Genomic DNA, 14,470 nt, shown 5'->3' with positions numbered 1-14,470 from the left:
CGGCTTGCAAAACCTTGAATTATATCCGAAACCCCGGCGCACTCCGGCAACGGCCGCGACGCGCGGGCTTCAGCGACGGCGCCATGTGAGCCAGCGCTCGTTTCCGTCGAACACGGCCAGCGAATCGGTCACCGGCAGATCTTCGATCAGCTCGAAGTGCGGCGCGAGCAGCGCATCGAGTTCGGCCCGCTCGATGCCGAACGGCGGCCCCTTCGGTTTCTTCGTCACGAAGAAATACCCGGCCAGCAGCGCACCGGCGGGCAGCAGTTCGGCCATCCGCGTCGCGTAACGGGCGCGCAGGCTCGGCGGCAGCGCGCACAGGAACGCGCGCTCGTACACCCACTGCACGTCGAACGGCGGCCGGTACGTGAAGAAATCGGCCTGCTCGACGACGTCCGCGTGCGCGCCGAGCTGCGCCTTCGCGGCCGCCACCGCCTGCGCGGCGAAATCGATCGCGCGCACGGGCCAGCCGGCCTGCGCGAGCCAGCCGGCTTCCTGCGCACTGCCGCAGCCGGGGATCAGCACCGCGCACGGCTCGTGCCGCTGCGCAAACGCGCGAAACCCGTCCGGCACGCCGCCGAATTCCCACGGCGTCACGCCGCGCGCGAAACGCTCGTCCCAGAACGCGGCACTGCCGGGGTCGCGCGTCGCGAAATCGGCGGCGCTCGGCGCGGACGGTTGTTTCGGTTCGGACATCGCTCCGGCCCCTTCGGTCACGCGCCGTACGCGAGCGCGAGCAGCACGCGCGCGACGAGCGCCCCGACGCCGACGGCAAGACCGAAGATCAGCAATGCCTGCATCAGCCGGTTGGTTCGTTTCTGCTCGATGAGGATCTGGCGCATCAGGTCCTCGCTCGCCGCGCGCGGCGCATCGTGGCGCGCCGCCATCGCGTGGTGGATCAGCCGCGGCAGTTGCGGCAGCGTCTTGCTCCACTGCGGCGCCTCGACCTTGAAGCGCTCGTACCAGCCGCGCAGGCCGATCTGCTCGGTCATCCAGCGCTCGAGATACGGCTTCGCGGTCTTCCACAGGTCGAGTTCGGGATCGAGCGAACGGCCGAGCCCTTCGACGTTCAGCATCGTCTTCTGCAGCAGCACGAGCTGCGGCTGGATCTCGACGTTGAAGCGGCGCGACGTCGAGAACAGGCGCATCAGCACCTGGCCGAGCGAGATGTCCTTCAGCGCGCGGTCGAAATACGGCTCGCACACCGCGCGGATCGCGCTCTCGAGTTCCTCGACGCGCGTCTCGGGCGGCACCCAGCCCGATTCGAGGTGCAGCGTCGCGACGCGGTGGTAATCGCGCTTGAAGAACGCGAGGAAGTTCTGCGCGAGGTAGTTCTTGTCGAAATCCGACAACGCGCCGACGATCCCGAAATCGAGCGCGATATAGCGGCCGAACGTGTTCGGATCGAGGCTCACCTGGATGTTGCCCGGGTGCATGTCCGCGTGAAAGAAACCGTCGCGGAACACCTGCGTGAAGAAGATCTCGACGCCTTCGCGCGCGAGCTTCTTGATGTCGACGCCGGCCGCGCGCAGCGTCTCGACCTGGCTGATCGGCACGCCGGTCATGCGCTCCATCACGAGCACCTGCGACGTCGAGAAATCCCAGAACATCTCGGGCACGAGCAGCAAGTCGAGGCCCGCGAAGTTGCGGCGCAGCTGGCTGCCGTTCGCGGCCTCGCGCATCAGGTCGAGCTCGTCGTGCAGGTACTTGTCGAATTCGGCGACGACTTCGCGCGGCTTCAGGCGCCGGCCATCGGCCCACATGCGCTCCGTCCACGTCGCGATGTCGCGCATCAGCGCGAGGTCGGAATCGATCACCGGCAGCATGTTCGGGCGCAGCACCTTGACCGCGACGGCCTTGCCCGCGTGCACGCCCTGCTTCAGCTTCGCGAAATGCACCTGCGCGATCGACGCGCTCGCGACCGGCTCGCGCTCGAATTCGTCGAACAGCTCGTCGACCGGCGCGCCGAGCGACTTCTCGATGATCGCGATCGCCACCGCGGAATCGAACGGCGGCACCTGGTCCTGCAGCTTCGCGAGTTCGTTCGCGAAATCGACCGACAGCAGGTCGCGGCGCGTCGACAGCACCTGGCCGAACTTCACGAAGATCGGGCCGAGGCTTTCGAGCGCGTGACGCAGCCGTACGGCGGGCGGATCGGAAAAGCGGCGGCCGATCGTCGTGATCCGCAGCAGCAGCTTCACGCGCCGGTCGTCGATCCGGGACAGCATCACTTCGTCGAGGCCAAAGCGGATGACGGTGTAGACAATCTTGATGAAACGGAAAATGCGCATGCCCTGCGGCCCTCAGTGCGCGCCGCGCGGGCCGGAGCCCGTGCGCGCGCCGATTTTTTGTTCGAGTCGCTCGACCCGCTTTTCGACCCGCGCGAGCGCATCGCGCGCCCGCGCCAGTTCGGCGTCGAAGCCGCCGAGCACCGTGCGTCGGACGACTTGCGGGTTCTCGTCGAGCAAGTACTCGGCGACGGAATCGAGCACGTTGCGGCCGGTGCGGCGCGCGCGCGCGCCGGCGTCGCGCACGACCGTCGCGATCCGGTACGCCGCCGCGTCGCCGACCAGCTTCGCGAGATCTTCCTCAGGTTCCCAGCGCAGGTGCTCGGCCAGCTTCGCGATCTGGGTCGCGAACTCGGCGTCGCCCTCGATCTTCACGTGCTTCATCACGGCCGCCTGGCCGCCCTGCAGGAATGCGGCGACCGTGTCGCCCGCGAGCGCGATCGACACGTCGACGTGTTGCGCATCATGCGCTTCCACCGCGGACAGGTAGCCGTCGGGCTGCACGAGCAGCGTGAGCGTGACGGGCGGCACGTCGAGCCGGGCAGTCTTGCCCGCGTAAGGGATCAGGCGATCGCGCGCCCACGATTCGCGCGCGAGCAGGTGATTGACAGCAGCAGCAAAAGGCTTGGCGGCAAAGGTCATCGGGCTGGGAAAGAAAAAACCCGCGCAGGCCGGGCGCCCACGCGGGTTTCTATTGTAACGTCGGATCGTCGGCAGCCCGCGGCCAACCGCACACCCGGGCGGCAAGCGGTCGCAGTGCGGCGGCCGTCGCCCGGGCAGCCGGCAAGCCGGCCGCCGGTCACGCTCAGTGCGCGTTGATCTGCTGGATACCCCCGAGCAGCCAGCCCTGGCCGCCCGACTTCGACAGGTTCCACACCTCGTCGAACGGCGCCGCCGACGCATTCGCCGATTCGCGGATCAGCCCGTGGAAGCGCACGCTCGCCGACTGCTCGATGCCGCGATCCTCGATCGCGACCAGTTCCGCGTCGAGCTGCACGACATCGGTCTGGTTCGCCTCGTTGCCGCGCGAATCGAGGTCGATCTTGATCTCGGCGAACATTTCCGGCGTCGTGAACTCGCGGATGTCGGCCAGGTTGCCCTGGTCCCACGCCGCCTGCAGGCGCACGAAGTAGACCTTCGCGCTGCGCAGGAACGCTTCGGTGTCGAAGCCGGCCGGCACCTGCAGCGGTGCGGCCGCCATTGCGCCCGCAGCGCCCGCGGCCGCTGCGCCGCCGCCGAACACGCCCTGCGCTTCGTTCGCGTAGCTGCTGCCGCTGCCGGCATAGTTGCTGCCGGTGCTGCCTTGCTGGAACGACGGGCTCTGCGAGTAGCCGCCCGACGACGAGGCCGAGCCGCCCACCGAGTACGCCGGTTCCTGCGGACGGCGACGGTTCATGAACTTGCGGATCAGCCAGATGCCGACCATCGCCAGCAGCGCGATCACGATGACGTTCGCCATCATGCTCGCGAACGCGCCGCCGAGGCCGAAGTGCGACAGCAGCGCCGCGATGCCGAGGCCGGCCGCGAGACCTGCGATCGGCCCGAGCCAGCGCGAGCGGTTCGGCTGCGCGGCCGGTGCCGGTGCGGCCGGGTTCGCGCGCTGCGCCTGCGCCGGCGCGGCCTGCTGCATCGGCTGCTGCGCGGGCGGCGTGGCCTGGCGCTGCGTGACGGTGGAACTCTGGCGGCCGATGCTGCGCCCGCCGCCCATACGTCTGGCTTCGGCGTCGAGCGATGCGAACGTGCCGGCCGTGAGCAGGCCGACCATCAGCAGCGTGCCGACCCGTCGAGCCCACGGCTTCGACGGCTTGCTACGGTTGAACAACGAACGCGATTCGGACATCAGCTTCTCCAGATGTAAGGCGAATGTATGGGAAGAACCCCTTAGTACTTGGTTCCTAGGTGTAAAGCTACCACGCCACCTGACAAATTGTAATATTTGACGGCGTCGAGGCCCGCTTGTTCCATCATCGTCTTCAGCGTGTCCTGATCGGGGTGCATCCGGATAGATTCAGCAAGATACCGATAACTTTCAGCATCTTTCGCGAACTTGTCGCCAAGCCACGGTAATACTTTGAAAGAATACAGGTCGTACGCTTTTTTCAACGGATCCCAGACTTTCGAGAATTCCAGCACCATCACGCGGCCGCCCGGCTTCGCCACGCGGCGCATCTCGGCCAGCGCGGCGTCCTTGTGCGTCATGTTGCGCAGCCCGAACGCGACCGTAACCACATCGAAGTAGTTGTCCGGAAAGGGGATTTTCTCGGCATCGCACAGCAGCGACGGCGTCACGATGCCCTTGTCGAGCAGCCGGTCGCGGCCCACGCGCAGCATCGATTCGTTGATGTCGGTGTGCCAGACCTCGCCGGTCGGCCCGGCCGCCTTCGCGAACGCCTTGGTCAGGTCGCCGGTGCCGGCCGCGATATCGAGCACCTTGAAGCCGGGGCGCACGTTCGCCTGCGCGATCGTGAACGCCTTCCACGCGCGGTGCATGCCGGCCGACATCAGGTCGTTCATCAGATCGTAGTTGCTCGCGACCGAATGGAACACGCCCGCCACTTTCTTCGCTTTTTCGGTTTCCTCGACGCTTTCGAAGCCGAAGTGGGTTTTGCTCATCGCGTTGATCCTCAGTAAATGGCAAGACGGCGCCGAGCGGGCGCCGTCGATTTCAGTGGCAGTGGCCGTGCGGCGCGGGGGCCGCCGGCATCGGCGCGTCGCGCTCGACGCCCGCCGCCTGCAGTTTGTCGAAATAGTCGCGCCACAGCGCGTCCTGCTGCGTCGCCAGTTCGTACAGCAGATCCCACGAGTAGATGCCGGTCGAATGACCGTCGGAGAACGTCGGCTGCAGCGCGTAGTTGCCCACGCCCTCGAGCGCGGTGATCGTCACCTCGCGCTTGCCGGTCTGCAGCGTCTCCTGGCCCGGCCCGTGGCCGCGCACCTCGGCCGACGGCGAATAGACGCGCATCAGCTCGAACGGAATCCGGTAATTTTCGCCGTTCGGGTACTGCAATTCGAGCACGCGCGACACCGCGTGCACGACGACGCCGGACGGAATCGGCGTCGTGGAAGTCAAACCGCTCATGGCTGCCTCGAATCGGTCATGCGTTGAATTTCCTCGCGCACCGCATTGTGCAGCAGCGAGGCCTGCGCCGCGCGCGTGCGCAGCAGCGCCTCGGACACGCTGCGCTGGCGCGGCGCCCAGACGGGCTGCGGAAAATGGGCGTCGTTGGAGAAGCGCGGGATCACGTGCCAGTGCACGTGCGGCACCATGTTGCCGAGGCTCGCGAGATTCACCTTGTTCGGCTGCATCACGCGGCGCACGGCGCGCTCCACCGCATACACCACGCGCATCAGATGTGCCCGCTCGGGCTCGCCGAGATCGGAAAACTCGGCCACGTGCGTGCCCCAGATCACCCGGCAGAAGCCAGGGTAATCGTGCTCGCCCGTCGCGAGCACGACGCGCAGCGCATCGTCCTGCCAGAGCACCTCGCCGCCGTCTTCACGGCAAAACACGCATTCCATCGTCGCTCCCATGTGGACGGGCGCCGGCGCATCTGCGCCGGCGCCCGCTCATTCCTGGCCCGCCCGGGCGGTCGTCATGCCCGCATTAGACCAGCACGCGCTCGATCCCGCCATTGTTCGCATGTGCGACATAGTCGGCCATCCAGTTCTCGCCGAGCACCTGGCGCGCGATCTCGACCACGATGTAGTCGGCCTCGAGGTTCGCATCCTCGTTGTAGCGCGACAGGCCCTGCAGGCACGACGGGCAGCTCGTCAGGATCTTCACGTCCGGGCCGTTCGCGCTCGCGGCGGCCGGCGCCGGCGCGTTGCCGGCCACGACCGGGATGCTGCGCAGCTTCGCGGCGCCCTTGCGGATTTCCTCTTCCTTGCGGAAGCGGACCTGGGTGGAGATGTCCGGACGCGTGACCGCCAGCGTGCCCGATTCACCGCAGCAGCGCTCGTTCTTCTCGATCTTGTAGCCGTCCTTCTCCGCGCCCATCAGCTCGTTGACGAGCTTCACCGGGTCCATCGTCTTGATCGGCGTGTGGCACGGGTCGTGATACATGTAGCGCGTGCCCGTCACGCCGTCGAGCTTCATCCCCTTCTCGAGCAGGAACTCGTGGATGTCGATGATCCGGCAGCCCGGGAAGATCTTGTCGAATTCGTAGCCTGCGAGCTGGTCGTAGCAGGTGCCGCACGACACGACCACCGTCTTGATGTCGAGGTAGTTCAGCGTGTTCGCGACCCGGTGGAACAGCACGCGGTTGTCGGTGACGATCTTCTCGGCCTTGTCGTACTGGCCCGAGCCGCGCTGCGGATAACCGCAGCACAGGTAGCCCGGCGGCAGCACGGTCTGCACGCCCGCTTCCCACAGCATCGCCTGCGTCGCGAGGCCGACCTGCGAGAACAGGCGCTCGGAGCCGCAGCCCGGGAAGTAGAACACCGCTTCCGAATCGACGGTCGTCGACTTCGGGTTGCGGATGATCGGCACGATCTTGTTGTCCTCGATGTCGAGCAGCGCGCGCGCCGTCTTCTTCGGCAGGTTGCCCGGCATCTTCTTGTTGACGAAGTGGATCACCTGCTCGACCACGGGCGGCTTGCCGACCGTCGCGGGCGGATGCTGGGTCTGCTTCGTCACGACCTTCTTCAGCATGTCGTTCGCGAAGCGCTGCACCTTGTAGCCGACGCCCATCATCACGCCGCGCGCGGCGTTGATCGTCTGCGGATTGGTCGCGTTCAGGAAGAACATGCCCGCCGCATTGCCGGCGTTGAACTTCTTCTTGCCCATCTTGCGCAACAGGTTGCGCATGTTCATCGTGACGTCGCCGAAGTCGATCTTCACCGGGCACGGCGTCGCGCACTTGTGGCACACCGTGCAGTGGTCGGCCACGTCGTTGAACTCGTCCCAGTGCTTGATCGACACGCCGCGGCGCGTCTGCTCTTCGTACAGGAACGCCTCGACCAGCAGCGAGGTCGCGAGGATCTTGTTGCGCGGGCTGTACAGCAGGTTCGCGCGCGGCACGTGGGTCGCGCACACCGGCTTGCACTTGCCGCAGCGCAGGCAGTCCTTCACCGAATCGGCGATCGCGCCGATGTCGGACTGCTGCATGATCAGCGACTCGTAGCCCATCAGCCCGAAGCTCGGCGTGTACGCGTTGCGCAGGTCGGCACCGTCGAGCAGCTTGCCCTTGTTGAACCGGCCGTTCGGGTCGACGCGCTGCTTGTACGCGCGGAATTCGGCGATCTCGTCGTCGGTCAGGAACTCGAGCTTCGTGATGCCGATCCCGTGTTCGCCGGAGATCACGCCGTCGAGCGAACGTGCGAGCGTCATGATGCGCGCGACCGCCGCGTGCGCGTCCTGCAGCATCTCGTAGTTGTCGGAGTTGACCGGGATGTTGGTGTGGACGTTGCCGTCGCCCGCGTGCATGTGCAGCGCGACGAACACGCGACCGCGCAGCACCTGCTTGTGGATCGCCTGCGCTTCGTCGAGGATCTGCTTGAACGCGCCACCGTTGAAGATCGCGCGCAGCTCCGCGCGGATCTCCTGCTTCCACGAGATGCGGACCGTGCGGTCCTGCGTGACGTGGAACACGGTTGCGCCCGGCTGCTCGTCCGCGCGATCGGCGAACTTCTCGGCAAGCGCCTCGTAGCCGAGCTGCACCAGGTAGTGCTGCGCCTCGCGCAACGGCTGGTCGAGCCGGTCGCGCACGAATTCCCAGCGCGCACGCACGCGCTTGAGCAACTCCAGCGCCTGCTGCACGCGGTCTTCCAGCAGTTCCGCGCTGGGGATCTCGTTCGCGTCGTCGGTCTTGCCGAGCGGCAGGTTGCCGGCGCGGAAGAACGCTTCGAGCGCATCGACCAGCTGCAGCTTGTTCTTCAGCGACAGCTCGATGTTGATCCGCTCGATGCCGTCGGTGTACTCACCCATCCGGTTCAGCGGGATCACGACGTCTTCGTTGATCTTGAACGCGTTGGTGTGCTTCGCGATCGCGGCCGTGCGGCTGCGGTCGAGCCAGAAGCGCTTGCGCGCCTCCGCGCTGATCGCGACGAAGCCTTCGCCACTCTTGCCGTTCGCCATCCGGATCACTTCGGACGTCGCGTGCGCGACCGCGTCGGCGTCATCGCCGACGATGTCGCCGATCAGCACCATCTTGGGGAATGCGTTGCGCTTGCTCTTGGTCGCATAGCCGACCGCGCGCAGGTAGCGCTCGTCGAGGTGCTCGAGGCCCGCGAGGATCGCGCCGCCCTGCTTCGACGTTTCGAACAGGTAGTCCTTGATCTCGACGATGCTCGGGATCGCCTCGCGCGCCTGGCCGAAGAATTCGAGACAGACGGTGCGCGTGTGCGCGGGCATCTTGTGCAGCACCCAGCGCGCGGACGTGATCAGCCCGTCGCAGCCTTCCTTCTGCACGCCCGGCAGGCCGGCGAGGAACTTGTCGGTCACGTCCTTGCCGAGGCCTTCCTTGCGGAACCGGCGGCCTTCGATCTCGAGCATCTCGGTCTTCAGCAGCTTCTCGCCCGGCGCGTACGCGCCGTCGAACCACTTCAGCTCGAACCGCGCGACCGCGATGTCGTGGATCTTGCCCTGGTTGTGCTCGTGGCGCGTGACTTCGAGCCAGTTGCCGTCCGGGTCGACCATCCGCCACCAGGCCAGGTTGTCGAGCGCGGTGCCCCACAGCACGGCCTTCTTGCCGCCGGCGTTCATCGCGACGTTGCCGCCGATGCACGATGCGTCGAGCGAGGTCGGATCGACCGCGAACACGTAGCCGGCCGCCTCCGCCGCTTCCGTCACGCGGCGCGTGACGACGCCCGCGCCGGAGAAGATCGTCGGCACCTTGTGCGCGACGCCCGGCAGTTCGGTGAGTTCGACCGCGCCGAGCTGTTCGAGCTTCTCGGTGTTGATTACCGCGGAGAACGGCGTGAGCGGCACCGCGCCGCCCGTGTAGCCGGTGCCGCCGCCACGCGGGATCACGGTCAGGCCAAGCTCGAAGCAGGCCTTGATCAGGCCCGCGATCTCGGCTTCGGTATCGGGGGTCAGCACGACGAACGGGTATTCGACGCGCCAGTCGGTCGCGTCGGTCACGTGCGACACGCGCGACAGCCCGTCGAAACGGATGTTGTCCTTCTGCGTGCAGCGGCCGAGCGCCTTGGTCGCGCGGCGGCGCAGGTCGGCCATCTTGTCGAATTCGTCGGCGAACTCGTCGACCGCGCGCTGCGCGGCGGCCTCGAGCATCTCGACGCGCTCGGCGCGTTCACGGCCCGCGTCGTCGTGGTGCGCGCTCAGGTCGGCGCGGCGGCGCTTGCCGATCTCGGTCAGGCGGTGGTTCAGCGCCTCGATCAGCAGCGCGCGGCGCTTCGGGTTGTCGAGCAGGTCGTCCTGCAGGTACGGGTTGCGGCGCACGACCCAGATATCGCCGAGCACCTCATACAGCATCCGTGCCGAGCGGCCCGTGCGGCGTTCGGCGCGCAGTTCGTCGAGCACCGACCACGCCTCCGCGCCGAGCAGGCGGATCACGATCTCGCGGTCGGAGAAGGACGTGTAGTTGTAGGGAATCTCGCGCAGACGGGGCGCGGGGTCGGCGGCGACGGCGGCGGCCGCGCCATGCGGATCGAAAACTTGTGGTGCGTTCATGTTCGGACGACTCGGAGGGCCGATACACCGTGCAGGGGCGTCGGCAAGCGCGTGGGCGCAATCTTGGGGAAATCTGTTCTGTTGCCAGGCGTGCGACTAACTCGCATGGGGCCGGAACGGGACTGAACTCACCGTTCCCGACGGGTGGGGCCTGGCGGCACTCGGAGCCATCAGCACGATCGCGCGCGGCGCGCATGCCGCTCCGCCGCGGGGCTGGCTGCGCGCGGCGTCGGCTTCAACGGGGCGATCCGAGGGTGCCTCTGCATCTTCCGATCCTTGATTCAAAACGGAATTCTAACCCATGATCGGGCCACGCGTGACACGCCGGACAGGTCGTGGGGCTATCGCCGCAAGCCGCGCCGGGCTTGGCTCGGCACGTTTTCGCGCCGGAATTCGCCGTCCGTCCGGTCGGTAACCATGCGGTTAAACCGGTAAAAAGGAACGCCTCATGCGGCCAACACGCCCGCCGGCGCGGTTCCGCGACCGTGCGCCCGGCATGCCGCTTGCGTGCGGACCGACCCTTGGCGCTATCATTCATCCTTTACCGTCTGCTTCCGCACTGCACGCGAGCGCCCATGGCATCCCACGATTACCTGAAGAAAATCCTCACCGCGCGCGTCTACGACGTCGCGCTCGAGACGGAACTCGAACCCGCCCGCAACCTGTCGGCCCGGCTGCACAACCCTGTTTACCTGAAGCGCGAGGACAACCAGCCGGTGTTCTCGTTCAAGCTGCGCGGCGCGTACAACAAGATGGCGCACATTCCGGCCGACGCGCTCGCGCGCGGCGTGATCACGGCATCGGCCGGCAATCATGCGCAGGGCGTCGCGTTCTCGGCGGCCCGGATGGGCGTGAAGGCCGTGATCGTCGTGCCGGTCACGACGCCGCAGGTGAAAGTCGATGCGGTACGCGCGCACGGCGGCCCGAGCGTCGAGGTGATCCAGGCGGGCGAGTCGTACAGCGATGCATACGCGCACGCGGTCAAGGTGCAGGCGGAGCGCGACCTCACGTTCGTCCACCCGTTCGACGATCCGTACGTGATCGCCGGCCAGGGCACGATCGCGATGGAAATCCTGCGTCAGCACCAGGGTCCGATTCACGCGATCTTCGTGCCGATCGGCGGCGGCGGGCTCGCGTCCGGCGTGGCGGCCTACGTCAAGGCGGTGCGGCCGGAGATCAAGGTGTTCGGCGTGCAGGCCGAGGATTCGTGCGCGATGGCGCAGTCGCTGCAGAAGGGCGAGCGCGTCGAACTGAGCGAGGTCGGCCTGTTCGCGGACGGCACGGCGGTAAAGCTCGTCGGCGAGGAAACCTTCCGGCTCTGCCGCGAATTCCTCGACGGCGTGTTGACGGTCGACACCGACGCGCTGTGCGCGGCGATCAAGGACGTATTCCAGGATACGCGCAGCGTGCTCGAGCCGTCCGGCGCGCTCGCGGTCGCGGGCGCGAAACAGTATGCGGAACGCGAAGGCATCGAGAACCAGACGCTCGTCGCGGTCACGTCCGGCGCGAACATGAACTTCGACCGGATGCGCTTCGTCGCCGAACGCGCGGAAGTGGGTGAAGCGCGCGAAGCCGTGTTCGCCGTCACGATCCCCGAGGAGCGCGGCAGCTTCAAGCGCTTCTGCTCGCTCGTCGGCGATCGCAACGTGACCGAGTTCAATTACCGGATCGCCGATGCGCAGTCCGCGCACATTTTCGTCGGCGTGCAGATCAAGCGGCGCGGCGAGTCGGAGGAGATCGCCGCGAACTTCGAGTCGCACGGCTTCAAGACCGTCGACCTCACGCACGACGAGCTGTCGAAGGAACATATCCGCTACATGGTGGGCGGCCGCTCGCCGCTCGCGCTCGAAGAGCGCCTGTTCCGCTTCGAATTCCCGGAACGGCCGGGCGCGCTGATGAAGTTCCTGTCGTCGATGGCGCCGGACTGGAACATCAGCCTGTTCCACTACCGCAACCAGGGCGCGGACTACAGCTCGATCCTCGTCGGCCTGCAGGTGCCGCAGGCCGATCGCGCCGAGTTCGAACGCTTCCTCGCGGCGCTCGGCTATCCGTATGTCGAAGAGAGCGCCAATCCCGCGTACCGCCTCTTCCTGTCGTAAAGGCTTCGTGCAATGAATCCCGAACATTCCCCGCTCGGCAAGGCGACCGTCTACGCAGCGCAGTACGACGCGTCGCTGCTGTTCCCGATCCCGCGCGCCGGGGCGCGCGAGCAGCTCGGCATCACGTCGGCGCTGCCGTTCTTCGGCACCGACATCTGGAACGCGTACGAACTGTCGTGGCTCAACGCGCGCGGCAAGCCGCAGCTCGCGGTCGCGACGTTCTACGTGCCGGCCGAATCGCCGAACATCGTCGAATCGAAGTCGTTCAAGCTGTACCTCGGCTCGTTCGCGCAATCGAAGTTCGACTCGCTCGACGCGGTGCGCGACGTGCTGAAGCGCGACGTGTCGGCCGCGTGCGGCGCGAGCGTGTCGGTGCAGCTGGTGTCGCCGCACGATTTCGGCAAGCTCGAGATGGAGGAGCTCGACGGGCTGTCGCTCGATCGGCTCGACCTCGACACCGACGTGTACGAACCCGATCCGTCGCTGCTGTCGGCCGCCGACGCCGAGGACGAAGCGCCGGTCGAGGAAACGCTCGTGTCCGACCTGCTGCGCTCGAACTGCCCGGTCACCGGCCAGCCGGACTGGGGCAGCGTGCAGATTCACTACGTCGGGCCGCAGATCGATCATGCAGGGCTGCTGCGCTACATCATCTCGTTCCGCAATCACACGGGCTTTCACGAGCAGTGCGTCGAGCGGATCTTCCTCGACATCCTGCATGCGTGCAAACCGGTGAAGCTCGCGGTGTATGCGCGCTACACGCGGCGCGGCGGGCTCGACATCAATCCGTTCCGCACGAATTACAACCAGCCGATGCCGGACAACGCGCGGACTGCGCGGCAGTAATAGCGGCCCGCCTGTCACGAAACAGCCCCGCCGGCTCGCGCCGACGGGGCTGTTTCGCTGTGCGCAGGGGGGATGCCCGCCCGCATTACTTCACCGGCGGCTTGTAAGCGATGCAATCGACCTCGACCTTGCAATCGATGACCATGCTCGACTGCACGCACGCGCGTGCCAGCGGATGCTCGCCGAAGTACGACACGAACACCTTGTTGAACGACGCGAAATCGCGCGCGTCGTCGATGCCACACGCCGCAGTGCACGACAAGCTCGAGGCTGTAGCCTGCTCTCTTCAGGAGGTGAGGGGGTACTAGCAGGCGTTTTGGGCCTGCCATCGATCCTGATCCCGTTCTTTGAAATCCGGTCCGACACGCGTGGAGACCCGGCCTTTCACTGCATTGCGGCCAATCGCGCAGCGTTCCATTTTCTTTCTACGGCTGCACGATGCAGCATCGCGAGCGTAATCGATTCCCGCTTGAAGTCGTGGGGCTTTCGTCGCACCCACCGCTGGAATAGCGAATAGAGCAACCCCTCGCCTTCCATCAAAAAATACCGGTGGAAATCGAAATCGCCGGTGTCGACGGCAAATCGCTCAAAAAAATGCCCCATGAAGTCGTTGGCTTCGTCACCGGTCTGCCCAAGTTCTTCCCAGAGCCGAGTGCCGGCGGAGAGCGGCTTCGATGAACCGAGCCCGACCTCTGACCTGACAAAGGCTTCGATCTCGTCCCAACGCACGTTTTCCATCAGAACACCTTATCCTCAGGTTTGACGAGGCTGTTGTACCTTGAGACCGTGCAATGAACGATCCCGAACACGTCGCGCGCCAGCAGCGCCCAACCCGCGCCCGGAACGGCGCGCCCGACGAATACGCTGAGCTTCCGGGTCAGGATGATCCGAAATGACTTGATGCTTTGAAGCGTGACGGTTGGCAAAACCTTCCTGTTCAGCTGGTAGCGAAAAATCGAACGCGCCATCACGGATGCGACGGACGTTCCTTTCGTCGCACCACCGAATTTTTGCCGCGTCGGCAAAACGGGCCAGCCAGCTAGAATCAGGACCACTGCTTCGACATCGTCGATCCCGATCCGTGCGCACGTCTCTTCCACGGCAACGAAAAAGAAAAGTTCGGCGGGCGTGAGATCCGAATGAACGCCATAGCGGTATGTAGTGCTCGTCATGATTCGATTTCACGAAATCGTTGATTGGAATGACGACCATACCCAGCGATCCACCCAATTTGCTCTATCGAGATTCATCGACGCCGCTGGCGTATTGCGCGTCCATTACCGGAGCCGCCCGCCAGACGCGGCATATCGAGTCACGCTCGAGTCACAAGGATTTCATTCAGAGTGTAAAAATTCGGCGCTACTCAGGTCACTCATGATTGCGTTCCCCACCGAATTATTGCGCTTGCCAGAAGACAAGTGCTCCCGATACCAACCGCCCGCGACATTTCTATTCCGCCAAAACGCAACGAGGCCGGCGCATGTTACTGCGCCGGCCCTGTGACACGACAATTCGCCCGCCCGCGTTACTTCACCGGCGGCTTGTAAGCGATGCAATCGACCTCGACCTTGCAATCGATGACCATGCTCGACTGCACGCACGCGCGTGCC

General features: G+C 65.9%; 12 protein-coding genes and 3 pseudogenes. 3 read left to right on the top strand and 12 right to left on the bottom strand.

The genetic code is table 11. The features are described 5' to 3' along the window. Nucleotides 1-69 precede the first annotated feature (69 nt). From DIE16_RS10060 to DIE16_RS10025, 8 genes are all read right to left on the bottom strand, one after another. Entirely contained in the window at nt 70-696 is a 627-nt protein-coding gene (locus tag DIE16_RS10060) for an SAM-dependent methyltransferase (RefSeq protein ID WP_124892234.1), read from the bottom strand. 17 nt (nt 697-713) lie between these two features. Continuing rightward, entirely contained in the window at nt 714-2,291 is a 1,578-nt protein-coding gene (ubiB, locus tag DIE16_RS10055; protein ID WP_044846835.1) for a ubiquinone biosynthesis regulatory protein kinase UbiB, read from the bottom strand. A gap of 12 nt (nt 2,292-2,303) precedes the next feature. Continuing rightward, nucleotides 2,304-2,930 carry an SCP2 domain-containing protein gene (locus DIE16_RS10050; RefSeq protein ID WP_044846836.1) on the bottom strand — a complete coding sequence of 209 codons (627 nt, stop codon included), beginning with the start codon at nt 2,928-2,930 and terminating at the stop codon, nt 2,304-2,306. 163 nt (nt 2,931-3,093) lie between these two features. Further along, entirely contained in the window at nt 3,094-4,128 is a 1,035-nt protein-coding gene (locus tag DIE16_RS10045; RefSeq protein ID WP_124892233.1) for a Tim44 domain-containing protein, read from the bottom strand. A gap of 41 nt (nt 4,129-4,169) precedes the next feature. After that, the gene (ubiE, locus tag DIE16_RS10040; protein ID WP_044846838.1) at nt 4,170-4,901 is read right to left on the bottom strand and encodes a bifunctional demethylmenaquinone methyltransferase/2-methoxy-6-polyprenyl-1,4-benzoquinol methylase UbiE; all 732 of its coding nucleotides are present in this window, start codon (nt 4,899-4,901) and stop codon (nt 4,170-4,172) included. 52 nt (nt 4,902-4,953) lie between these two features. Next, entirely contained in the window at nt 4,954-5,367 is a 414-nt protein-coding gene (locus tag DIE16_RS10035; RefSeq protein WP_124488601.1) for a gamma-butyrobetaine hydroxylase-like domain-containing protein, read from the bottom strand. Beyond that, complete coding sequence (locus DIE16_RS10030) at nt 5,364-5,807, bottom strand: HIT family protein (RefSeq protein WP_044846840.1); 444 nt, start codon at nt 5,805-5,807, stop codon at nt 5,364-5,366. Before DIE16_RS10030 ends, DIE16_RS10035 begins: the two co-directional genes overlap by 4 nt. An 85-nt stretch (nt 5,808-5,892) precedes the next feature. After that, complete coding sequence (locus tag DIE16_RS10025) at nt 5,893-9,918, bottom strand: DUF3683 domain-containing protein (protein WP_124521038.1); 4,026 nt, start codon at nt 9,916-9,918, stop codon at nt 5,893-5,895. Between DIE16_RS10025 and DIE16_RS37520 the strand changes: the two are divergent. The 3 genes and pseudogenes from DIE16_RS37520 (at nt 9,904) to queF (ending at nt 12,860) form a co-directional block, all read left to right on the top strand. Then, nucleotides 9,904-10,353: pseudogene (locus DIE16_RS37520) on the top strand (hypothetical protein). The gene DIE16_RS10025 and the pseudogene DIE16_RS37520 sit on opposite strands and share 15 nt — an antisense overlap. 140 nt (nt 10,354-10,493) lie before the next feature. Further along, a complete protein-coding gene (ilvA, locus tag DIE16_RS10015) occupies nt 10,494-12,017 on the top strand; it encodes a threonine ammonia-lyase, biosynthetic (protein WP_044848605.1) in 1,524 nt (507 codons plus the stop codon). 12 nt (nt 12,018-12,029) lie between these two features. Beyond that, a complete protein-coding gene (gene queF / locus DIE16_RS10010; RefSeq protein ID WP_044848604.1) occupies nt 12,030-12,860 on the top strand; it encodes an NADPH-dependent 7-cyano-7-deazaguanine reductase QueF in 831 nt (276 codons plus the stop codon). Between the two features lie 85 nt (nt 12,861-12,945). On the opposite strand, the pseudogene DIE16_RS10005 reads toward queF, so the two are convergent. The 4 genes and pseudogenes from DIE16_RS10005 to DIE16_RS09990 form a co-directional block, all read right to left on the bottom strand. After that, nucleotides 12,946-13,153 (bottom strand): annotated as a pseudogene (locus DIE16_RS10005) (RidA family protein); the annotation flags it as partial. Between the two features lie 91 nt (nt 13,154-13,244). Further along, on the bottom strand, nt 13,245-13,598 hold the full coding sequence (locus tag DIE16_RS10000; RefSeq protein ID WP_124892232.1) for a DUF1493 family protein: 354 nt from the start codon (nt 13,596-13,598) through the stop codon (nt 13,245-13,247). Further along, entirely contained in the window at nt 13,598-14,032 is a 435-nt protein-coding gene (locus DIE16_RS09995) for an STM2901 family protein (RefSeq protein ID WP_124892231.1), read from the bottom strand. Before DIE16_RS09995 ends, DIE16_RS10000 begins: the two co-directional genes overlap by 1 nt. A 353-nt stretch (nt 14,033-14,385) precedes the next feature. Then, nucleotides 14,386-14,470 (bottom strand): annotated as a pseudogene (locus DIE16_RS09990) (RidA family protein); the annotation flags it as partial.

It is taken from the genome of Burkholderia sp. Bp9090 (assembly GCF_003857985.1).
Taxonomy (GTDB): domain Bacteria; phylum Pseudomonadota; class Gammaproteobacteria; order Burkholderiales; family Burkholderiaceae; genus Burkholderia.
The sequence above is the reverse complement of the archived record's forward strand: the minus strand, read 5'-3'. Positions and strand labels throughout refer to the sequence as shown.

What these genes read in the sequence shown, in the direction of transcription:
- DIE16_RS10060 (WP_124892234.1), bottom strand. Translation starts at nt 696, where the DNA reads ATGTCCGAACCGAAACAACCGTCCGCGCCGAGCGCCGCCGATTTCGCG.
- ubiB (WP_044846835.1), bottom strand. Translation starts at nt 2,291, where the DNA reads ATGCGCATTTTCCGTTTCATCAAGATTGTCTACACCGTCATCCGCTTT.
- DIE16_RS10050 (WP_044846836.1), bottom strand. Translation starts at nt 2,930, where the DNA reads ATGACCTTTGCCGCCAAGCCTTTTGCTGCTGCTGTCAATCACCTGCTC.
- DIE16_RS10045 (WP_124892233.1), bottom strand. Translation starts at nt 4,128, where the DNA reads ATGTCCGAATCGCGTTCGTTGTTCAACCGTAGCAAGCCGTCGAAGCCG.
- ubiE (WP_044846838.1), bottom strand. Translation starts at nt 4,901, where the DNA reads ATGAGCAAAACCCACTTCGGCTTCGAAAGCGTCGAGGAAACCGAAAAA.
- DIE16_RS10035 (WP_124488601.1), bottom strand. Translation starts at nt 5,367, where the DNA reads ATGAGCGGTTTGACTTCCACGACGCCGATTCCGTCCGGCGTCGTCGTG.
- DIE16_RS10030 (WP_044846840.1), bottom strand. Translation starts at nt 5,807, where the DNA reads ATGGAATGCGTGTTTTGCCGTGAAGACGGCGGCGAGGTGCTCTGGCAG.
- DIE16_RS10025 (WP_124521038.1), bottom strand. Translation starts at nt 9,918, where the DNA reads ATGAACGCACCACAAGTTTTCGATCCGCATGGCGCGGCCGCCGCCGTC.
- ilvA (WP_044848605.1), top strand. Translation starts at nt 10,494, where the DNA reads ATGGCATCCCACGATTACCTGAAGAAAATCCTCACCGCGCGCGTCTAC.
- queF (WP_044848604.1), top strand. Translation starts at nt 12,030, where the DNA reads ATGAATCCCGAACATTCCCCGCTCGGCAAGGCGACCGTCTACGCAGCG.
- DIE16_RS10000 (WP_124892232.1), bottom strand. Translation starts at nt 13,598, where the DNA reads ATGGAAAACGTGCGTTGGGACGAGATCGAAGCCTTTGTCAGGTCAGAG.
- DIE16_RS09995 (WP_124892231.1), bottom strand. Translation starts at nt 14,032, where the DNA reads ATGACGAGCACTACATACCGCTATGGCGTTCATTCGGATCTCACGCCC.